This window comes from Pricia mediterranea, assembly GCF_032248455.1.
Classification (GTDB): domain Bacteria; phylum Bacteroidota; class Bacteroidia; order Flavobacteriales; family Flavobacteriaceae; genus Pricia; species Pricia mediterranea.
This window is the reverse complement of the sequence record NZ_JAVTTP010000001.1, coordinates 3,953,976-3,976,759: the sequence shown is the minus strand read 5'-3', so window position 1 is coordinate 3,976,759 and position 22,784 is coordinate 3,953,976. Positions and strand designations below refer to the sequence as shown.

At 49.0% G+C, this 22,784-nt stretch carries 12 protein-coding genes; 7 read left to right on the top strand and 5 right to left on the bottom strand.

From position 1 onward, the window contains the following. Positions 1-183: 183 nt before the first annotated feature. A complete protein-coding gene (locus tag RQM65_RS16335; protein ID WP_314016487.1) occupies positions 184-3,591 on the bottom strand; it encodes a ThuA domain-containing protein in 3,408 nt (1,135 codons plus the stop codon). A 307-nt stretch (positions 3,592-3,898) separates the two neighbouring features. Here RQM65_RS16335 and RQM65_RS16330 point away from each other — a divergent pair, with 307 nt between their 5' ends. The 4 genes from RQM65_RS16330 (at position 3,899) to RQM65_RS16315 (ending at position 7,612) form a co-directional block, all read left to right on the top strand. Then, complete coding sequence (locus RQM65_RS16330) at positions 3,899-5,275, top strand: amidohydrolase family protein (RefSeq protein WP_314016486.1); 1,377 nt, start codon at positions 3,899-3,901, stop codon at positions 5,273-5,275. A gap of 276 nt (positions 5,276-5,551) precedes the next feature. After that, positions 5,552-6,151: a superoxide dismutase family protein gene (locus RQM65_RS16325; protein WP_314016485.1), complete on the top strand. Its 600-nt coding sequence runs from the start codon at positions 5,552-5,554 to the stop codon at positions 6,149-6,151. Between the two features lie 106 nt (positions 6,152-6,257). After that, complete coding sequence (locus RQM65_RS16320; RefSeq protein WP_314016484.1) at positions 6,258-6,809, top strand: RNA polymerase sigma factor; 552 nt, start codon at positions 6,258-6,260, stop codon at positions 6,807-6,809. Beyond that, complete coding sequence (locus RQM65_RS16315) at positions 6,800-7,612, top strand: anti-sigma factor (RefSeq protein ID WP_314016483.1); 813 nt, start codon at positions 6,800-6,802, stop codon at positions 7,610-7,612. The genes RQM65_RS16320 and RQM65_RS16315 overlap by 10 nt, the downstream gene beginning before the upstream one ends. 133 nt (positions 7,613-7,745) lie before the next feature. Here RQM65_RS16315 and RQM65_RS16310 read toward each other — a convergent pair whose 3' ends face one another. Genes RQM65_RS16310 through RQM65_RS16300 form a run of 3 tightly spaced genes read right to left on the bottom strand, consistent with a single transcriptional unit; the run spans position 7,746 to position 13,116 of the window. Beyond that, positions 7,746-11,351 (bottom strand): BamA/TamA family outer membrane protein, encoded by a 3,606-nt coding sequence (locus RQM65_RS16310; protein WP_314016482.1) that lies wholly within the window; start codon positions 11,349-11,351, stop codon positions 7,746-7,748. A gap of 3 nt (positions 11,352-11,354) precedes the next feature. Beyond that, positions 11,355-12,242 (bottom strand): lysophospholipid acyltransferase family protein, encoded by an 888-nt coding sequence (locus tag RQM65_RS16305; protein WP_314016481.1) that lies wholly within the window; start codon positions 12,240-12,242, stop codon positions 11,355-11,357. 25 nt (positions 12,243-12,267) lie between these two features. Then, positions 12,268-13,116 (bottom strand): phospholipase A, encoded by an 849-nt coding sequence (locus tag RQM65_RS16300; protein ID WP_314016480.1) that lies wholly within the window; start codon positions 13,114-13,116, stop codon positions 12,268-12,270. Positions 13,117-13,273: 157 nt separating this feature from the next. Between RQM65_RS16300 and RQM65_RS16295 the strand changes: the two genes are divergently transcribed. The 3 genes from RQM65_RS16295 to RQM65_RS16285 all read left to right on the top strand — a co-directional run bounded on the left by RQM65_RS16295 (position 13,274) and on the right by RQM65_RS16285 (position 16,467). Next, positions 13,274-14,065: a DUF547 domain-containing protein gene (locus RQM65_RS16295; RefSeq protein ID WP_314016479.1), complete on the top strand. Its 792-nt coding sequence runs from the start codon at positions 13,274-13,276 to the stop codon at positions 14,063-14,065. Positions 14,066-14,470: 405 nt separating this feature from the next. Beyond that, a complete protein-coding gene (locus RQM65_RS16290) occupies positions 14,471-15,658 on the top strand; it encodes an LETM1-related biofilm-associated protein (protein ID WP_314016478.1) in 1,188 nt (395 codons plus the stop codon). A gap of 98 nt (positions 15,659-15,756) precedes the next feature. Further along, the gene (locus tag RQM65_RS16285; protein ID WP_314016477.1) at positions 15,757-16,467 is read left to right on the top strand and encodes a tyrosine-protein phosphatase; all 711 of its coding nucleotides are present in this window, start codon (positions 15,757-15,759) and stop codon (positions 16,465-16,467) included. Between the two features lie 3 nt (positions 16,468-16,470). Here the strand turns inward: RQM65_RS16285 and RQM65_RS16280 are convergent, their stop codons facing one another. Further along, positions 16,471-22,587, bottom strand: coding sequence for a malectin domain-containing carbohydrate-binding protein (locus tag RQM65_RS16280; RefSeq protein ID WP_314016476.1), 6,117 nt, complete (start codon positions 22,585-22,587; stop codon positions 16,471-16,473). Positions 22,588-22,784: the final 197 nt, after the last annotated feature.

The following is a 22,784-nucleotide window of genomic DNA, read 5'->3' as shown; positions in this document are numbered from 1 at the left end:
AAAGAACATTTTTGTCAGCTTGACCGATGCTACCGAGCGCAGTCGAGGTACAGTCGAAAGGTCAGGCCTTAATGTCCCGATTGAGCCTGTTTCGAGCAAATTCGAGAGACTCAACGGGACAATTCTATCATAGATGGATCGGGTGTTCTTCCGGTCTTGCGTTATAGCGAATTAGCGGGGTCATTACTTCGCTTCAAACCGAACATTCGTCAGGGCAACGGGGGATCCTCCCCTTTCTTCTCCTTCTTTTGGTTTGTATACAAAGTAGATTTCATCGGCTTTCACCTCCTTTTCTGTCTCCAATTCGATGGCTATTCTACCTCCGGGTTGTCCTCCTTCGGGTTTGGGCATGCTGCCTTTGCCTAAAAGCTCACCATCGGGGGCGTTTAAATGCATCTCGAATTCGAGTCCGGTTTTGGGTGCTTCCTGCCATCCTGCCGTTAAAATGGCCGCTTTGACCCCTGTAAGATCTACATCTTCCAGGGCGAACCAACCCTCCGAATTGGGAACTATCAATAAATCTTGGCCGTCAAATTGCACCGCGGTAAAGCCATCGGCCTTTGTTTTGTCCGAAAAGCTAACGGTACTCCCCTGCAGGGCAACCGAGGTAACCCCGGTCAACGGAATCGTGCCTTCTGCCCCTTCATCGGTATAGCTGGCAGTCAGGACCAGTACATTGTCCCCCTGTTTTGGGTTAGGTCGTATGGTTCCTGATGCAGGCATCGACTTTTCTTTACCCGAATCGTTCGCCAACGACATGATATATTCTACGATCTGACGGGTTTCCTCTTTGCTCACATCGGGATGGGCGGGCATGACCACCTCGCCCCAAACGCCTCCGCCCCCGGCGATAATCTTATTCTGAAGATAACCCGATGCCTCGGGCTTATCTTTGTACTTCATGGCGATATCAAGGTAGTTCGGTCCGATAGACGCCTCGTCTTCCTTATGGCAGGTCTTGCAGTCCATGCCCTGGGTCAAGGCTCTACCCGTAACCGCAGCGGAAACTTGCTGGTGCCCTAGGGACTGATTCTGTTTATCGTAGCTTTCAAGATAATCTACGGAAACGAAAAGATGGTCGGGATCGATGTCGGTTCCATCGGGGTCCTTGGCCGTAACGGAATAGTTAATGGGAACCCCTTCTAGAAAGAACGACGAATTGCCCCCGTTCAGATCGATAGCGACTTCCGGTCTTGAATTTCCAGCTACCACGGAAGTGACTTCACTATTCGCAGCTTCGCCCTTCCCGTCCCTAACGGTCACCGAGATTTTATAGTTACCTGCGTCCTTATACGTATAGGATACTTCAGGATCCTTGGTTTCTTTGGTCTCCCCGTTGCCCAAATTCCAGATATAGGTGAGGGCATCACCTTCGCGATCCTTCGCATCGACTTTTGCGGTGACCGACAAGGGCAGTTGGCCCGATGTCTTGTCCACGATCAAATGGTCGATCAAGGGCGGTCTGTTTCCGCCGTTGTATTCGATAAAGCTCAGCGCGGAGTCATCGTTCTTAGAAAACCAGCCGCTACCGTATTCCAACAGATAGACCCGACCATCAGGCCCTAGTTCCATATCGATCAGGTTGTTCAGGGAGATATCGGAAGCAAAAGGCTCCATCTTATTAAAAGAACCGTCATCGAAGAGCGTGACGGCCTTCATCCAACCGCGCATCCAATCGTAGATAATGACCTTGCCATCGTAATAGTCGGGAAGGCCGCCCCCGTCGGGGTATTGATCGGAATAATAGGTAGGTCCCGCCATGGCGTTTCTTCCTCCGGAGCCCACTTGGGGAAACTCGGAGGTTTCGGCATACGGATAAAAGGCGTACGCGGGCTGCGCGGGGGGCAGTTCCCGGAGGCCCGTATTGTTTTTTGAATCGTTGATCGGTCTTTCGGGATCGAAAGTGATCCCACTTTCCCCGGTCTCGTAGTCGAAATCCACATAGGCTTTGTTATCTCCGATAAAAAGTGGCCAGCCGTAATTGCCCGCCTCCCGGGCCTGGTTCATTTCATCATAGCCCCGAGGTCCGCGCGTTTCCAGGCTATCAACCCTGGCATCGGGCCCTACATCGCCCCAATAGACATATCCTTTTTTGGGATCTACGGAAATCCGATAGGGATTTCGGTGTCCCATGGTATATATTTCGGGACGCGTCTTTTCGGTGCCGGGAGCGAAAAGATTGCCCTCGGGAATATCGTAGCTACCGTCTTCATTGACTTTTATACGAAGGATTTTCCCCCGCAGGTCGTTGGTGTTGCCCGAGGAACGTCGCGCATCGTACTGTTCGTGTCCCGGAATGTCGTTCAAGGGCGCATAACCACTGTTTACGTATTCTACTCCCTTTTCATTGAAAGGCGTGGAGTTGTCACCGGTGGAGAGATAAAGGAGGTTATCGGGACCGAAGGCGATCGATCCCCCGGTATGGCAACAGATTTCCCGTTGGGAGTCCACATCCAAAATCACCTGCTCGGACGTTTTGTCGAAGACTCCGTCCTTAAATTTAAAGCGCGAAAGCCGGTTCACCCATTCATCCCCGGAAGGGGCATAAAACAAGTATATCCAATGATTCTCGGCATAGTTAGGGTCCGTTTGAAGTCCCATCAGGCCTTCCTCGGCATTGACCCCGGGCGTGTTCAACGTCTTGAAATACACATCTAGGGCCCCTACTTGCTTCAGTTCTTTGGTAGCGTCTTCGTACAGCATGATCTCGCCCCGCCGTTGTGCGACCAGTACGTCGTTGTTGGGCAATACGGTCATTTCCGTGGGTTCAAAGAACTCGCCGACCACCAGCTGTTTTTTGGAAAACCGGTCCACATCGGGCGGAATTTGGGTGACCGCCTTGCTATAATCCAATTTTTCATTGTCACCGATGGCGTATTTGATGCCGCCGAGAAGATGTTCGAGGAACAGGGGCTCCGAAAAGCTCTCGTCGGTATGTCCCGCTCCCGTATAAAAGGCACGGCCCCCGTCGTATTCATGGTACCAGGCGAATGGATGATAATCCCCGTTCGTACCACCTTCATAGGTCGATTCGTCAACGGTCATGATGACGTTGATATCGGGATTGATATTCTTGTAGTTATAGATCTCGTCTGCCCTGTGCCAAATAGAATCGGTAAAGAATTCAGTGGCGGGAAAGCTGTTATCGGTAATGATAAAATCCGCTTCGGGCGTCCCTGCTGGATGGCTCTCGAACTGCGCCCCGACCAGTTTGTTGTACCAGCCCCAATCGTATTCGGTATCGGCCGCCGCATGGATGCCGACAAAACCGCCCCCTGACTGAATATAGCGCTCAAAAGCGGCCTCTTGTTCCGCATTGAGTACATTCATGGTGGTACTCAAAAAAATGACGGCAGAATATTGGCCGAGGGTATCCTCGTTGAACAATTCCGCATTTTTCGTGGTATCGACCTCGAATCCGTTTTCACTGCCCAGCTTCTGAATAGCGGCGATTCCGGCAGGGATCGAAGCGTGTTTAAAGCCCATGGTTTTCGAGAAGACCAGCACTTCGGGCTTTCCGTCGCGCTGATTTCCGCAACTGCCCAGGATCAGGCCTAGGATTAAAGTGGTAAGAACTGCAATTTGTTTCATTTGATGGTATCGTTTGTCGGTTTACAGCCTATAAAAGTAGTGATAAGGATTGAAAACATCACTATGTGTCCACATCGGTATCTTTCTTTAGGTTCTACCACGAATGTTGTGGGGATTAAATCATGGATTATTCTGACTTGGGACTTTTAGACGTAGGACATAAGAAAGAAAACAATGTCAGGATTCACATTTCTTATCCACAGAAATAATGATATAACCTTCTTTTGAATCGGTCAATTTCAAACTGTTTGCAAAAACAACTACTTTTGTTGGAAGCCGATTCTCTGAAAATCATATATTTAGCACCATGAAAAAACTGATCTTATTGTTTATCACGATTTCCCTGACGGCTTGTCATCACGCTCAGGAGCAGGAAAGCGCCACCGCCACCTTGATTACCGATGTCAATATCGTAGATGTCAGTACAGGGGAAATTTTGGAGAACAGGCAGGTGATCATCGATTCGGGTAAAATCAGGTCCATCTCCAAAACCGTCGAAAATCGAAAAGCCTATCCGAATAAAATCGATGCGAAGGGGAAATATCTGATGCCCGGTCTGGCCGAAATGCACGCCCATATCCCCCAGTCCCCTATCTCACAAGAACGGATAGAAGATGTCCTTTACCTCTATCTTTCCAACGGCATCACGGTCATCCGGGGGATGCTCGGTCATCCCGCGCATTTGGAACTCCGCGCAAAAGCAAGGCAGGGCGAAATCTTAAGTCCCAGGATCTTCACCTCGAGTCCCTCTTTGAACGGCGGCACCATTCCCACAGCGGAAGAGGCCGAGAAAAAAGTCACGGCATACAGCGAGGATGGTTATGACTTCCTAAAAATACATCCGGGAGTGCCTCTCGAAGCTTTCGACGAATTGGTTCGCACCGCTAACGAAGTCGATATCGAGTTCGCCGGCCATGTTCCCGTCGAAGTAGGTATCCGGCACGCCCTCGAAAGCAAATATGCCTCCATTGACCATGTTGATGGGTTTTTAGAGGGGCTGGTACCCGAGTCCGCCAATGTTAAACCTGACGAAAACGGTTTTTTCGGCTTCAATTTTACCGCCTTGGCGGATACCACAAAAATCGAGGAACTGGTTGCCATGGCCAAAGAAAACGAGGTCTGGATCGTACCTACCCAAAGCCTGTTCACCAAGTGGTTCGCGCCTACGGATGCAGATACGATGCTGGCACTTCCTGAAATGAAGTACATGCCCGAAGAGACCTTGGCGGATTGGCGCCGACGCAAAGAAGCGTCCACTGGGGCGGGATCCGACTTCGATGCGGCGCAATGGGAACAGTTCGATGCCATTCGCAAACAGCTCATTAAGGGACTTGCGGATGATGGACACGGCATGCTGCTCGGCTCCGATGCCCCGCAACTTTTCAACGTACCCGGCTTTTCCATCCATAAAGAGATGCAGGACATGAAGGAGGCGGGAATGACAAACCTACAGATCATCCGATCCGGCACCATCAATCCGGCCCTTTACTTCGGGATGGAGGATATTTTCGGACAGGTCAAGGAAGGCCTTGACGCCGACCTACTACTGCTCGAGGCCAATCCGTTACAGGACCTGACAGCGCTAAAAGATCTTTCTGGGGTCATCCGCCAGGGGAAATGGATTCCCAAGTCGGAAATCGATGAAAAATTATCGCAAATAGCCCGAAACGCATCTAAAAACTAAACGGACTGGTTCTACCTTGAATTATGTGGGTAATTCAGGCCTCGAACCTTGAAATGCCCAGACGATGGAAAGAGGACGGAAAGGGTAGGGAAGAAAGAAGAACACACTTTCCGGAATATCCTACGCCGAAAACAATTCCCGTTCCTTTAGCTGTCCCTATTCCTTCCTCCTTCCGGCTTTCGGTCAAATTTTCGATATTGTTAAAATCAAATTGGTTTGAGCAAGTTTAGGTGCATATAATCCTTACCTTTAACCACTAATTTAAATTCTGGAAAAATGAAAACTATACAATTAACACTTTTAGGGCTTTTATTAATAGGCTCTTATAGTTGTAAGGAAACAAAGAAAGATGCCGATGCGGCAGGTGACACCATGGAAGAGAACATGGACGCCATGGCCGATGAGTCCGACGACATGATGGGAGAAAAGACACTCACCGTAGAGATGTCGCCCAAAAGCGGGAGCGACGTACAGGGTACGGTCGCATTTACCCAAAACAATGGTGAGGTTACTATGAGCGCCTCCTTTACAGGACTCGCTGAGGGGGAACATGCCATCCATATCCATGAGAATGCGGACTGCTCCGCTGACGATGGAACCTCTGCCGGAGGACATTGGAACCCAACCGATGAGCAACACGGGAAATGGGGCGATGCAGAAGGTTATCACACCGGTGACATAGGCAATATGACCGCCGATGCCGATGGCAATGCCACCATAGAGTTCACCACCGACGAATGGTGTATCGGCTGTGACGATGATAAAAAGAATATTATCGGGCATAGTGTAATTGTGCACGATGGCGCGGACGATTTTACCTCACAACCCAGTGGCGCTGCAGGATCGCGTGTAAGTTGTGGTGAGATCACCGAGTAATAGTTATTGAAAAATTAACTGAAAACCGCCACTAGGGCGGTTTTTTTTATATATTTAACTGCTACCCCGTAGCATCCTAACCGAGGTTTACTAACGCATACCATAAATGGATGAAGAAGAACTAGTACTACGTTTCCAAAAAAAAGATATCATTGCTTTTGAAAAGCTGTATGAGATGTATTGGGACAATATTTGCGGGGTCATCAACACCGTTGTAAGGGACAAGTTCTTGGCCGAGGAAATCACTCAGGACGTCTTTACAAAAATCTGGAACAAATCTGACAGCTATAGTCCCAAGAAAGGACGTTTCTTCACCTGGATCTTGAATATTGCCAGAAACGCCGCTATCGATAAAGTGCGTTCAAAAGACTACAAAGAACAGCAAAAGAATCTGTCCGCCGATTACTTCGTAGGTATTTTGAACAGGGCGGATATCGGCCAGCAAACGAACGAACCAGAAATCGACACCTCATCCTTGCAAAAATTGGTGCTCAATTTAAAGAAGAAATGTCTTCAGATCATTGAGTTGCTCTATTTCAGGGGATTTACCCAAAAGGAGGCATCGAAAGAACTGGATATTCCCCTAGGCACCGTCAAGACCAGAAACAGGAGCTGCATTTCTAAACTAAGGAAAAACATGACGTTGGAATGGAAATAAAGGAATACATAGCATCAGGGGTGTTGGAACTTTACGTAGCAGGATTGTTATCGGAAGAGGAAAATGTAGAGGTATACCAGCTTGCCTTGGAACACCCTGAAATCAAGCGGGAAATTCTTGCCATTGAAGCGGCAATTCTCGAACTGACCAAAACCGTGGCCCCCAACTACAGCGAGCGCAAAGGTTTCGAAGACGTACAGGCACGCATCGGGGATACAGGAAAAACAGAGACCCAGGTCGTACAGTTGCCAAAGGAACGCAAATCGAACCTGTCGGCCTATATTGGGTGGGCTGCCGCACTACTTTTCGGCGCTGGACTGGTCTGGTTCTACGTTCAGAACGACCAGCTCAAATCGGAAATCCAAACCGTCAAGGGACAGTATGAAGTGTTGGAACAGCAAATTTTCGAGGCCCGGAATTCCCTTGCCAATACCGAAACGCTGTTGGAGGAACTGAGGGATAAAAACGTCAGCGTCATCCCGCTAGGAGGCCAAGAGGTTTCGCCGGATGCCTACGCGAAGGCGTATTGGAACAAAGAGCAGAACAAAGTGCTCATCGACGCCCAAGGCCTGCCCGAACCGCCCGAAGATATGGTCTATCAGGTATGGTCCCTAAAAATGGACCCCCTCACCCCCACAAGCGTCGGGCTTCTTGAGGATTTTGCTGCGGACGAAAACAAGGTGTTCACCCTGAACAATCCCAACGAGTCCGAGGCGTTCGGAATCACGCTTGAACCTGCCGGCGGCAGTGAAGCCCCCACCATGGAGCAGCTCTACACCCTTGGTGCCGTTTCCTCTTCGTGAAAGTTACAAGGTTCCAACGAGCATGTCGAAAGCCCGAACCAAAACATCTCGATTAAGCCTGTCTCGAGCGGAATCGAGAGGCTCTACGTGAAAGCGTTCATTCAAATCGGTCAGGTGTTCTTGTGAACAAATATTAGAAGTTGAACCCAAGACTGGCCTGAAAACGATTGCCCTCGTTTCCGTGGTAGAAACCGAGGTTACCGGTCAAGGCGCTAAAGCCCGTGACCCAGATCGATCCGCCGAAATCGTTGTGCCATTTTTCCGATTGGTCATTATCGGACCATACCCTACCGTAGTCGAAACCGGCACTCACCCCGATCTGTATGGGAATAAAATTGGTCCTGAACCTAGAGATGCCCACCCGCAAATCCGTACTTTGATAAAAGGCGGTCTGGCCATTGAACCTCTCGTTCCGATAAGCGCGTAAGCTATGGTTGCCCCCTAAAAGGGCCGCGTGGTAGAACTCATAGGTATTCCCTATGATCGCATGTCCCGCAATTTTGGTAGCCAATACGGCAATTTTACTGGGATGTAGGGGATACATCAGCGTCAAGGACGGCTTCACATATCCGAAGCGGTTGGTGTTCCCCTCAAGATTGGCGGTGTAACCTAGCTCCATATCGAATTTCATGCCCCGGGCGGGGAAAGCGGGATTATCGATATTCTCGTAAGCGTACCCCGCCGCGGCCGTTAGGTAGCGCTGTTGATCATAGACATCGTTGACGGAAGAAAAGACCTGCCCAATATAGCGCTCGTTATCATCGGAAACTTTTTTCGCCTCCAACTTGGTTCTCAAAGTGAAGCTGCTTCCGTTTCGGGTATGTACCAGATAGGGTGATGCCGACCACTGCCGGATACGTACCCGATTGTAATCCCGGTCGCGGTTCTCACTATCATAACTACTACCGTTACCCCTGCCAAAGTAATTCATGGTAAAATTGGGGCTCGCATAACCCAAGTCGAACCCGAGGTTCCAGTTTTTGAAGACATGGGCGAATTCGGGGGTGTACGCTAGGGCGAAGCCCGTCGTAGCAAAATAATATTCCGCCCCTACGGTATGTTGGGTGCTGAAGGGGTTGTTCGCAAGTCCATAGGTTCTGAACCGGTCTTGAAGTCCGATTCGAAACCCGGTATCTCCGTCGTATCCCACCCTGGGAAGCAGCACATTTTCGGTGTACTTTCTTTTCCGGTAATCGTAGGTATTGACGTCGTAAGAATCAGTGAGCCATTTTTTCGATTTCGGGTTGGTAATCGTTATGTCCTTACTTTTATAGTCATATAGTTTTACTTTTCGGGGATTTTCAAAATCATAGGTATCGCTTTTCGCGCCCCCCATCACATTGAGCTTTATCTTTTTTTTACCCTTGCCTACGATTTTAAACGTATCGTTGCCATCAAGCCCGTACACCCATATTTCATCGGTTTTTTCAGCGTCGTATGTGTTCTTGAAGACGGTGTCGCCCTCCTTCATGATCGAAATCGCCGTTCTACCGTTCGGCTTTCGTTCTATCAAAAAGGCATCATCGTCTTCGGTGCCCTTGACTACCTGAAAATCGGTCAGGTAATCGTAGTACCTACGGGCGATGTTTTCTAAATTATCCCGTCTGGCCCGTAGATTTTCCTTGATCCGTACGATGCTGCTGTCCTGTGCTTTTTCGGGCAAGGCAGCGAAGGCGGAATCGATGGCCCTATCGGTAAGGTTTTCTTGGATGTAGTCTATCTGGGACTTCCAGACGGGCCATTCGGCCGTAGTAATGAACATCTTATCCAAGGGATAGCCCGAAAGGTTGAACCATTTGACGTTCTTGATGTCCGCATCAAAGCTTTGCATCTTCCGGAGGACGGGAAAGGAAAATTTAAGAAGGGAAATAATCGGTCCGTCATACTTCGGGAAGGTCTGGTCCCAATCTCGGGGAATCACCTCGTATCTTTTCTTGCCCTCTTCCGTTTCGAACTCCGCCCATCGCCATTGATCTTGATGGCGGTCCCAATTACCGGTCAATTGGTCCAAAAGACGGGCGCGAATGTAGGCCGCTTGATCGACAAAAGCATCCTTGGTCTCCCTCAGGGCCAATCGCAGGTCCGCCGTGCTCAGGATATCATCGGGTCGACCAAAGGTTTCGAACGCCTTGTTTTCGTCCCCCGCATGCTCCTCCAGCATAAAGAGCGCATCCCCGTACGCATCACTATAGATGCCGAGCCCCTCTTGTCTTGGCACATAATACACGCTGGGGTTGGCGTGCAAGATATTCAGGGATTTTGATAGTTTCGGCATGGCAAACTGCGCGTACGGATGCGAGGTGGTATAAAAATCAAGCAGAATGCGCTCGGCCAACGTATTTTCAAGGTAATCCTCGACATAATGGTCTCGTATGGCAGTGGCCTGAATAAAGCGCACCGCACTCTTGCGCAGGGCGCGTAGCGTGTATTCGTGTTCGTTATCGTCGATAAGCCTGAGCGATCTCGACTGGGTGCCGCCGCCTTCCGAGATGGGTCTTACCCCGTTCGGCAGTTCGTCGAGATGCAAAATGGGCGCCTCGACCTTTTTACTATATAAACTTCGGTAGTGGTCGCCCCACATCCATTTAAACAGTCCGCTTTTATCGGTTTCCTCCGGGGTATAAATAGAGGCCATTTGAGTGGTGGCATCCGTTTTTTCGGGAAAGGACATATCGGCCAAAACTGGACGTTCCCGTTTTATTTGCTTCGTGAACAGCCTTTTGGAAGCGCCATTTTCAATGGAAACGAATTCCACCTCCGAGCTTCCGTCCTTAAAAATCGTAAGTTGGGCGTAGCCGTTTTTCTCAGACGCGAAATGCCCGTCGTCCACGGCTCCCGTTTTTTCCGTGTTTCCCAAGGCACCGCTGATGATCTGCGGAATGCCGTCATCTTCAAGATACTGTAGGTTGCGGTCTTTTCCAGAAACGAATATGACATCTTGAAATTGGCTGGCAATGGTTTCCAATCGGCCTCGAAGCCATGAATTTTGGCTGTTTTCGAAGGTATTGGGACTAAAGCCCCCCAGTTTATCGATTAGGGAAGATTTAGTATTGGTCATTACCGGTTGATATACGGCGACGACCACGGTCTTGCCCTGGCTATCCTTAATATCATCCTTAAATTCCGCCAAGAATTCTTCCCGGGTCTTATGCTCGCATTTGCGGTTCATATAGGCGTGGTCGTCCCAATCTTCCAGAAACCATTGGGAATCCACCATTTCGAGTACGACCTCGTCGTTAATGGTTTCGCGTTCGAGCGAACAGCCGTCATTGGGCCAGAATTTTGCCTTGCTATTGTCCTGAAGAAAAGATTCCAGCTCGTCGATGCTCTTGGGCGCGTCCCTGACCCATTCGTTTTTGCCCGGGGTCAAGATGACCCCGCCGTTGAACCCGTCCCAAGCGGCCATCAATTTTTCAAGCCGGACCTTGGCCTTTTCCTGTTCGGAATTTTTGGAAGGGAATCCCTCCTCAGTAAGAACATTGCCGATAACCAACAAGGTAGCTTCCGTATCTTGACCTGACCGTTGGTTGATTTCCCCGATCATCGCCTCCGCTTCGGATATCGGAACGTTGCCAATATTGGAAATCAGGTAAAAACGATGTGAAATCTCACGGAATCTTTCCGAATTTGGGACCTTGGTACGCTCGAGACTTGAAATTTCGGTTTGTTGGGCGGTAAGGCCGTGGACGAACCATATTAAACACAGAAAACCAATAACTCCATTAGGTTTAGGTCGCATAAATCATTTTTTGTTGGTAGGTTGGTCGTTCGAGGCCGATGTGCTCAACTTCCACCGACGATGGCTCCACAGCCAAAGTTCGGGTTGTCTAATAATTGCTTTTTCCAAAAGTTCCGCGTAGCCGTTGATAAAACTAAAATTACCGTGTTCCCCGTATTTTTTTTCAACAACTTCGAGCTGTAGCTCGTAACGGCCCCGCTTTACTTGGATAAAGCTAGGAAAAATCACCGTAGAATCCGTTTTTTCAGCAATCCGTTCCGCCCCTACAAAAAAAGCGGTCTCCCTGTGCATGAAATGCGTCCACTGCTTGGCGTCGCTTGATTTGGGACTCTGATCACCGATCACGCAGTTCATTACCGGACTATTTTTTCTATCCTGTTTCAGGATTGTCCGATACCCCTTATTCGATTCCACACAGATGACCCCGAAACGTTCGCGCATGAGCAGGAACAGTTCGTTGAAGTAGGTGTTCTGCAATGGCCGATAGAACGTATAGGAAGTATAATCAAAATACAGGGGCAAATATACCAACCATTCCCAATTCCCCTGATGGGCCGTGTACATTAAAATACTTTGACCTTTCTCCAGTAGGTCCCGTAGCAATTCGGGATTGCGGATCACCAAACGTTTCTTCACCTGTTTTTCACTGATGGTCAGGGTTTTTATCGCCTCGACCGCCACTTCACAGAAGTGCCGATAGAATTTTTTTTCGATATCCAAGAGGTCTTGCCTAGAGGTATCCGGAAAGGCATTTTTAAGGTTTTCGCGCACTACGTTCCGTCGATAGCCGATACCTCGATATACCACAAGGTAAATGAGGTCCGACAACCAGTACAGAATCCGCATCGGCAGCAGGGACAACAGGTAGAAAGGGAAGAATTTGAACTTCATTCCATCGATTTAACCGATAAGTTATTTATTTTCCTTTCAGCAAACTAAGCTCGTTACTTTTTATGACATAACCGATCCGTACCATGCTCGTAAAAGGTTTGTAGTCCATAAGGCTCTCGGCCTGCCCCACGTACCACTCCATCATGAGATATTGATTGGCAATATTTCTTCTAAATGGATTAAAGTAGATCCGGGGCCTGAAGGCACCTTTTGTATCCCAGGTCAACCCTTTTCTCAAAAGCACCTCGATATAGAGCTTGTCCGGTTTGACCTCGTACGATAGCTGAAGCTCTCCCAGACCCCTGTAGTCCAAGATATCCGAATTGCCTTCCTTGTAGGAAAACGGCAACCAAACTTTTCCACGGGCGCGCAATCTGTCGCCGAACTCGGTAGTATATTCAAGGCTCAATCGGTTCCAGCTTCTTGAGAATATACTGTCCCTTCCATTGGATTCGTGTTCAAAATAGACCGACCCGACCCCTTTTAGCCTGTCATTTTTGTCAAAAATGGCCTTTCCTACCCCTATGGTAGGATTGAAGTTGATCTCCCGAAAAGGATAGGATTCCTTGTACACATCCCAAAATGCCTTTTGGCTGTATGTTACAAAGAGATAGGTATCGAAAGGCAGCGCACTTCTGGTAATCATCTGCTTAAAGCTGATCTGGTACTTGGCATTGGCGGTGTTGCTATTGATGGAAGTATTGGTAGGCGTCCCGCTGATAAAATAATTATCTTTATGGATGGAAAAGTAGGGCAGGTTTTGAACGGAGTCTTTGAATGCTTGCCGGGTGATGCCCTGCGCATGAACAATTGGCACGAAAAGTAGGACAATCAGGGGAATGGAAATTGATCTTAGCACACGCCGTAGCAACATAGCCAATTTTTGCGGCAAATATACGACCGTAGCCAAGTATCGTTACTCGTATTGAGGTAAATTTTGGTCGGTTTACGATTTTATCCCGCGTAGGCGGGGCCACTATTAACGGTCCGGCACCCTCAAGCACGGGCCCCCATAAACATACAACTGGCACATGGACGTATCGCAATTTAGACACCTCGTTATTTTTTTATCGGTTTTATTGGGATGTAGCCCGGTACGCGCCCAGAATCCGAATACGGAGATTTCTGATTTTAATGCGCTTTCGGAACAGTTTCTTACAAACATCAAAAAAGGACGCAGCACATTGGACATCCGGACGCAACTGTACCAGACCACCTTGGAAGATTTGGAAGAGGGACTGGGAACGGATCGTGAAAAGCTGGCTTTCTGGATCAATATCTACAATGCCTACATCCAGGTACTACTCTCCGAAAATCCCGACCTGTATCGAGATAGGGATGCATTTTTTGAAAATGAACGGATTCCTCTTGCGGGCCGGATGGTATCCTTCGATAAGATCGAACACGGCATTATCAGAAAATCGCAGTGGAAATTGGGCGGGGGCATCGTACGGAAGTGGTTTCCCGACGAGTTCGAACGCAGACTTCGGGTAGAAGAACCCGACTACCGGATCCATTTTGCCCTGAACTGCGGGGCTATAGACTGTCCGCCTGTCGCTATTTACAGACCCGAAATTTTAGAGCGGCAATTCGAGAACGGGGCGAAGTCCTTTCTACAACGAATATCCGAATATAGTTCCACGAAGGGCGAAGTACGGACCACTCCCTTGTTCAGCTGGTTCCGGGGCGATTTCGGATTTGAAAGCGGGGTGAAAGATATTCTCTTGCACTACGGGATTATCCCCAGAACGGAACAAATAGACGTTACCTACAAGGAATACGACTGGACCTTAGATCTCGATAACTTTACTTTCGAGTTTTAAGCAACTTTCGCAGGGCTCTACGGGCCACAAATACCCGATAAAATAGATAACACATCAAGATAAGCCAAGAACAAAACAGCAAATAAATCATTTAACCAGTAGTTTAGGGGGATTATTCTACTCCCAGATGAATGTTTATCGAACTTAGACTCCCTAATTAGGGATTTTCTAAACACTAATTCACATATGTATGCGTAAAATTAGCTAATGAGATTGTAATTTCCTACAAAATAGTTAAGCATTTCATAAAAAATGAATAATTTTTCAACAATACAGTGGTATTGTATGGCAAATTTTGTCAGAATGCCGGTATCAAGCCCGTGCCGGGGAGAGAGTTGGTTTACTTCTAAAAACTGAACCCGTTTGGTGATTTTGTAGTAATTTGCCACCTTTAATACATCTCTTATGAACCCCTCCGGATCCGGCTGGATCAATAAATTTGGCTTCCTTGTATCAGGGGATGCGGTTTCCTTTCAAGATTTTACGGCGCTCTACGATACGTTGAAAAAAACAGGGTTCGTATATGGAATCAATATCGCGATTCCCGACTTTATAACGCCTGAGCACTCTTTATCCGAAGATGAAATGGCGAAAGTCAACTTATTGAATGCCTTGTACGGTACGTTTAGGCTACAGACCCGGGAGTCCGATTTCGAGCGCTTTCTATCCCTTGTATTTCAATTCTACAAAGACCTGAAGGTCAGTCATAGTTCGTTGCTCAATAAAATACTTACTGGCAGTAAGACCTCCGCACAGCTCGAAAAACTAATAGATTCCAGGGTCTATTTGGCGGACAATCTAATCAGCAAGACCTTTAACCGTATCATCACGAATTCTCTTTTATGTCTTGACATATTCCTTTTCAAACGTTACCTCGGGGGATCGAGGGAAATAAGAAAGGAAGCGGAATCGCTGGAATATCTCACCATCAATATCAGCTATCATGCATTGAGCTCGAAAGAAAAGAGCAAAAGCGATGAGCGCTTGGCCGAACTGTTCGCAGCCTCACTTAGCTTTATCGCCAGCGATGCCAAGCGCTTTGATGGAACGTACCGCGAAAAATTACAGATCGATGGCGATAGGTACGAGCATCGTTATTTACTCGACATTGCCTGTATGACCGTCTGGGAAGACAAGTCGTTGGGATACAGCGAGTCGGAGTTTATCTTCGATCTCGGCAAGAATCTTGGTTTCAGTGATGGACAGGTAGCCCGATCGATGGACGAGACGAAATCCTTTTTCGCGAAGAATGCCGACAGCATCCCTTTTTTGAAGGATACCAACGCCGCCGTACAACTTTATGACAGTATGGTCAAGGTGGTCAACAAGCTCATCCTCAGAAATAGCAAACGCTTGCAAAAAGAGCTTTCCGAAAGCAAGGAACTGGTCTTTTTATTATCTAAATCCACCGTCAAGGACCTTTCCCCGGAAGAGAAAAAACGTGTCCAGAACCAATTGATCGACATATTTAAAAGCATCCCCTCGTTGGCCATATTTATACTCCCCGGGGGAGCGGTGCTTCTGCCCATATTTATCAAGATGATACCTAAGCTATTGCCCTCGTCCTTCGATGAAAATCGCGTCGAAAAGTAATCGGTGCCAGACACCATAATTCATGGAATAGGACGTTATACCTATGACCAATTGATCGGAACAACACAATGCTACAGTTCTTCAGTAAAAAGAAATTTTTGATCGACTACCTCGATGGTTTTGTCGATATCCATAACCATATTTTGCCCGGAATCGATGACGGCGCCAAAACAGTGGACGATTCCATGGCGCTGATCAAAGGATTTGAGGAATTCGGGGTAACCCATTTTATCGCCACCCCGCACATCATGCATAATTACTATCCCAACGACAGCTCCACGATTTCGAGGGCCCTCGCCCAGGTACGCCATACCCTGCTGGAACATAAGCTTACCGATATATCGATCGAAGCGGCGGCCGAACACATGATCGATGACAATTTTGAGCACCTGCTTGAAACGGGAACCGCAATGCCGATAAGAAAAGAATATCTTTTGGTCGAAATGTCGTACCTGCAGCCCCCGATCAACTTTGAGGAAGCCATCGTCAAAACGGCTTCCAGCGGTTATTTTCCTATACTCGCCCATCCCGAACGCTACGGCTTTCTGCACCACCGTATGCGGAAGTATAGGGAATACAAGGCGCAGGGCATCCTATTTCAAATGAACCTTTTGTCGTTGGGGGACTATTACGGAAAAGACGTACCAAAAACGGCCCACCAACTGCTTCAGGAAGGCTTAGTGGATTTCTTGGCTTCCGACGTACACAACCTTGAACAGCTCGATTCCCTCAAAAAGCTGACCTTGTCAAAAAAAATGATGGAACAGCTGTTACCGTTGATCAACAAGACCATCTCGACCTTTTATTGAGCCTCAATTTTGAATCAGCACTTTTAAGGTAATCGAATCGCCTTGATTGCTCTCTATCTCAAAAAAGTAGAGTCCAGCTTTCAATCCGTAAACAGGCACACTATACGTCTCGTTGCCCACTAGGATCTCCTCGGGGGGATAGCTGTTCAATAAGCGTCCCTGTATATCATGGACGTTGACACCCATCATCTCAAAACCTTCGGGCCGGTTCATCAACCGTATGGAGGCAATGCCGTCTCTCACAGGATTCTCTTCCAACATGTAGCCGACCACACCGCCGTCGTCCGTACTTCCGACTGCAATGGTGACTGCCGCCGTATGGGTCATGCCCCCGGCGTTGCCAACCGTCAGTTCTACCTCATAAGTACCATCGGCCAAAAATTCATGGGTCACGTCGGCCGTCGTCGCGGTGTTTCCTTCCTTGAAATCCCACAAGTAGGTATCGATGTCACCTACGGAATTGCTGCCCGTGAAAGTAACCTCTAGGGGAGCGCTGCCCGAAGTCGGGGTCGCATTGACCACTGCCAATAATCCTCCTTCGGCAACGACGGAGACCCCCACCTCGTCAAAGACGGTTTCATCTTCATCGTCGGTAACGGTCAAACGGAAAACATATTCACCCACGACCAAATCGCCTACCGATAATTCGGCCGTATCGGCCCCGTTCAGGGTCGCATCAGCGGGCCCGCTCTGCTGTGTCCACGCATAGGTTACCTGTCCGCCGTCCGGATCGGTTCCAGAGCCGGGAAGCACAGCGGTATTCTCGGGCAGTGTTACCACCTGGTCCGCACCGGCATCTGCAATGGGAGGGGCATCGCCAACTTTGGGAGCCAGGATTTCGATACCCGAAATTTTCGGATTTTCGGTGATTTTGCTCAAGGTAACCGTCAAAAACCCATCGGTCACGTTGATACCTGTAAAGGATTCGACCACTGCGGTGGCACCAGCGTTATCGGCGGCCACAAAAATATCGTAATTTTCCAATTGCGCCTGCCCTTCCACATCGACGTTGAAGACTCGAGATCCCGCACCTCCGCTTGATCCACCACCCGGCAAGCCATAGTAAATTTCCGCAAAGTGCAAATTTACATCGTGGTCACCCTGGGCTATGGGAATTTCGTACACCAAGGTATTGCCCGTCGTGTATCGTTCCGTCTGGTACAGTTGATCGTTCGTCGTATTGGCAATTTCGATCGAACTGTTAAAATCCGTACCCCCGCTGAAGTACTGATCTTCGAACCAACTATCTCCTTCGAATTCAAAGGTAGGTCCGCCTGCATTGATCCTAACGGCGCCGGATTGGCTCGATACGGTTATCGTTATCTCATCGAAGCGGATATCGCCCTCGTCGTCGGTAACCGTCAGCCGGAACACATAGTCCCCTTCGACCAAATCGCTCGCGGTCAGATTCGCTGTGGCATCGCCGCTCAATACAGCTGTATTCGGACCGCTCTGTTGGGTCCATTCGTAGGTCAGGGCGCCCCCATCGGGGTCGTTTGCCGTACCGTTCAATGTGACGCTGGGTGGAAACACGGTGCGATCCTCGCCCGCATTGACTACCGGGGCCTCATTACCGGCCTGAATGGTGGTGTTCTCATAAATACGCGGAACCATATTAATTCGAAAGCCGTTGGAAACCACATCGAGATCCCCGTCATTATCGATATCGACCACCATAGCGCCGTCGTGATGTTCCAAATCCAATGCCCCGTCATCGATAACGCGCAGTTGAAATTCGCCGCTGTTGCACAGGTCGTTTTCAAATACGATCAGGCGGTTGCTGCCCAGCCACTCCCCTACTACGATATCCATATCGCCATCGAAATCGATATCCACTGTGTTTACGCTCAGGCTACCGGCGACATCAGCGGCCAAATCATGCCGAATCCAAGGTTGTGTGGGATCTTGGGGTGCCTCGAACCAGGCGAATTCAAAGCGGGCATCGTTGGTTCCGAGTCCCAATTGCCCCACTACGGCATCCAGATCGCCATCACGATCGAAATCGGCCAGGGCCACCCGGTCGGGAGTGGTCACATAAGCTTCCCCGATTCCCGTAGCGAAAGTTTCAAAATTTCCGTTTCCATTGTTCCGCAGCCAATTAATACCTTGAAAAAGATCAAGATCGCCATCACGGTCGATATCGCCCGCTTTAATATCCTCGCCTGAGGAAACCGTGCCCGTGATATCTTCCAAGGTCCAAGTTCCTTGGGTCGGATCATCGGACGGCGTTAGTATTTGTACCGCCACACCCGTGGACTCGGCCCCGTTCCAGTTGATGGCCATTTGATAGGGCCCGCCAAGGTCGAATACCCCCCCGGCAATCCCGGCCAGAAAAGGTTCCGAAAATCCCGTATTTCCGTTGGGCACATTATCATAGACCGTAAAATTACCCGAACCGTTGTTTTTGGCCCACACCAGCACCTCGTTCTGATAGGTTCCGGTAGTTCCCAAGAGATCCATATGGCCGTCCCCGTCAAAATCATATACGTGGGCCACGTTGCCGAAGTTACCGCCGATTTCGCTTTTGACCCAGTCGCCCGAGGCAGACCCCGGGTTTTTGTACCACCAGCCCCCGGTAACGATATCTTTAAGACCATCGCCGTCAAGGTCGTAATCAGGGATGGTGTAGATAACTTCATAAGGATTCGCTTCCAACTCGTGCACTTGCCATGAATCGGGAAACGGGGTCTCGTTGCAAGTAATTAGCCCGGTAACGTTGACCGTAACCTCGTCGTAAATGCCCGTGCCGGTGTGGTCGGCATTGAAAAGTTCGACCTTGATGGTATGCTCGCCTTGACCGAGCTCATCGATGGGAATGGGGTCATAGTTGTAGTAGCGATCCTGCATTACATCGTCAATATAATAATGGAGATGGGTACCGGGATCACTGATCGTCCAATTCTCGACCCGGAAGGCCACTTCAAAGGGTTGGTTGACATCCCAGCCATTAGATGGCGAGGTAATGGTGATATTAGGATTGTTGCTCCCCCCAAAGGTATCGGGAGGTAGGATCTCGATGCCCGAAATTTTTGGATTCTGGGTCACCGAAGTAAATGAAATACTGGCGAAACCATCGGTAATCGTGATGTTGTCGAACTCTTTCTGTAAGGCCGTGGCGGCATCGACCTCGTTCATAATATCAAAGTTGGTCAAGACAGGAGTTTCTTCAATGCTGACGTTAAAAACGCGCGAGCCAGGGCCACCGGGCTGGCTACCGACCCCGAAATAGGTCTCGGCAAAATGCAAACGGATATCGTACTCGCCCGATGCAGGTACGGGAACGTCATAGGAGAATTCCCCGAAACGTTCGGACTGGTAGAGCGCATCGTCGTTGGTACCGGAAATGGGGACGGAAACCTCGTCAGTCGAGCCCCCGTTCGAATAATCGTCGCCAGAGAATGTTTGCCCCCCTGCAATGGTCTGGAGCCCACCGGTATTGATCCTAACCGAATTCAATGTCGAAATCTCACGAGTTTCGCTTACGATAGCGAGTCCCGAGGTATTCTCAACATTGTTTATCGTCAGGTTGTACGTCGTTCCAGGCGTTAAGGGAGTAATGGTCAAGATTACGCTTCGATTATCGGCTTGTAATACCGCTTCCGAGATGGTAATGCCTTTATCGATACTATAGTTGGCTACCTGTTCGGCCGTGGTTTGGTTCACATACTCCGAAAACTCAACCGTAACTTGGCCCGGTTCGGTCACCTCTGTGGCATCGACCAAGGGCGGGGTTTTATCGATGGAGACTCCCCCGCCGATGAACTCGACGTAATTGACGAGAAAACTGTTCTGCGGGGTACCCGCATTCTTAAATACAAAATAGAGGTCGTTTTTGCCTCCCGGATCGATGAAAGTCGATTCCACATTCTCCCAGGCATCGATCGCTCCGGTATTCGGCACTGTGGTGGTCACCAACAGCGGGCCGGTAGGACTTCCGGTCCGGAATTCAATACTTCCCCCGGCAACCGCAGAGGCCACCCGGTATTTGACCGCATTAATATTCTGCAGATTTCTTCCTTCGAAGACGATATTGCTATTATTGTTGACTTGAACGGATGCACTGCCCCCTTCCAGCGGGTCGGAATTGGGTATGACGGTCACATCGGTCTGGGCGTCAAAGAACTCCGCTTCCTTTCTCTTGGGATGCAATTGAATCTGTCCGAAGGAAGTCAATCCCCCTTCATCCTGATAACTAGTTCCTAACCTAAAAAAAAGGTCCATTTCGCCATGAATGTCGTGCCCATCGTATTCCAAAGTCAGGTTTTTCGGGCAACCGTCAACGGTAGCACCATCATGAAAATGCCCCAAATGACCCAGGGCGGGTCTAATATCGACATCGCCACAATCTATGCTCCCGTCGGTAGTACTTCCATCTTCGGCATCCGTAACCAGTAGGTCAATCGCAATTTCATCGCCCCAACCTACCAGTCCCCCATCCGGCGGGGAATTAAAGTCAAATTCCGCCTTCGAGTTTCCGGCATAAATGATGATATTCTTTTTGGCATCGGCCCCATTACCATCTTCAACCGTTAACTGGGCGGTAAAAGTGCCTTCGGTTTCATAGATGTGCTGAGGATTCTCTTCTGTGGAATCAATGATTCCGTCAATTTCAAAATCCCAAGCATAGGAAAGCGGGGTGTCGCCATCGGGATCCATGGTGCCTTCACTTGAAAAATTCACGGTTAATGGAAGCGGTCCGTCGGTAACGTCCGCGTTAAGGGTAATCACCGGGGGCGAATTGGAAACGATACCGGTATAATCGACCCGTACCAGTTTGCCGCTGCCATCTCCATTGTTACAGCAGCCCACCCCGTACTGAAGGATATACAAATGCCCATCGGGCCCTATTTCCATATCGATATAGCCATCCGAATTGGAATCGGGAAAGACCGAAGGGGCCAATGGCTCGGTACTGACAACGTCACCCTGCGCATCAAGCTCTGCGGCCCATATCCGACTGGTATTAAAGTCGTAGTAAAAAAATACGCCGTCAAATTCGGCGGGCAATCGCTGGGGGAAATCCGTCAACGTTCCATCGTAGTAATAGCGCGGCCCGGCGAAATAACTCTTGTGGAAAAACTCCAACAATGCCGGCTCTGCCGGAGGGAGGTCCGTAAGCCCAGTATTCCAGGTCGAAATGTTCTCAGGGGCCGCCGGATCGTTATAGTATTTGGGCGAGGCATAGGTAATCTGATAGGGATCGTTATCCGCCCCGGAAAAATAGGGCCACCCGTAATTGCCCGCCTGTTTGGTCAGGTTGATTTCATCGAGCCCTTCGGGGCCAAGAACATTATTGGGCCCATCGGGATTTTGCGGGTCGTTATAGTTGGCATCGGGACCGACGTCTGCCCAGAACACCCAATCATTGTTTTGGGTATCGATAAACATCCGGTAGGGATTACGCGCGCCCATCACATAAATTTCAGGTTTGGTGTCCGGCGTACCCGGGGGAAACAGGTTTCCCGGAGGAATGGAGTACGTCCCGTTGGGCTGGGGGGTAATCCTTAAAATTTTTCCCCGAAAGTCATTCGTATTGGAGGAGGTATTTTCCGAACTGTTATCCGGATTGTTCTCATCCAAAGTAGCATAGTTGCTATGGTTGGTATTATCCCCTAAGGCAATATAGAGGTTGCCATTTGAATCAAAACCCATGTCGCCTCCGGCATGATAACTATTGTTCCGCTGCACTTCCCATTCCATTAAATTGACTTCGGATGAAAGATCAATGGTGTCTCCGTTCATCGTAAATCGCGAAATCCGGTTTACGGAAGGCGAAGGGGCGGAATAATACACATAGATAAAGCTATTTTCCGTAAAGTTGGGATCAAAGGCCATGGCCAGTAATCCGTCTTCGAACTGATGGAATACGGGAATCACGCCCGCCGAAACGGTTGCCCCCAAATCCTCTTTATAAATTAGCATTTCTCCGAAGCGGTCCAAGATAAAGATTCGACCATCGGGGGCAAAGCTCATGGAGGTGGCGTTGGTAAAGCCAGATTCCAACTCGTTCATCTGAAAAGAAGTGGGAAGCTGAGCCCGAAGCTGGGTTAGGGAACCCATCCCAATAAAAACAAACATGAGAACAAGCACTACTGGGTGACCCGGGTAAAGTTTTTTCATCGTCATAAGTGTTTTCTCTGTTAGCGCTCTAGACTAACAGTCACAAATATAGGTTAATAACAGTTCAGGCTTATTATACCCTACCGAAATTCGTTGAAAACCGACCGAACCTCGATAAAGTACAGGGGTCGTATAAACCAATAAAAAAAGCCGCCTCAACATAGGTTGGGACGGCTTTTATAGGAATTATGCGAAGA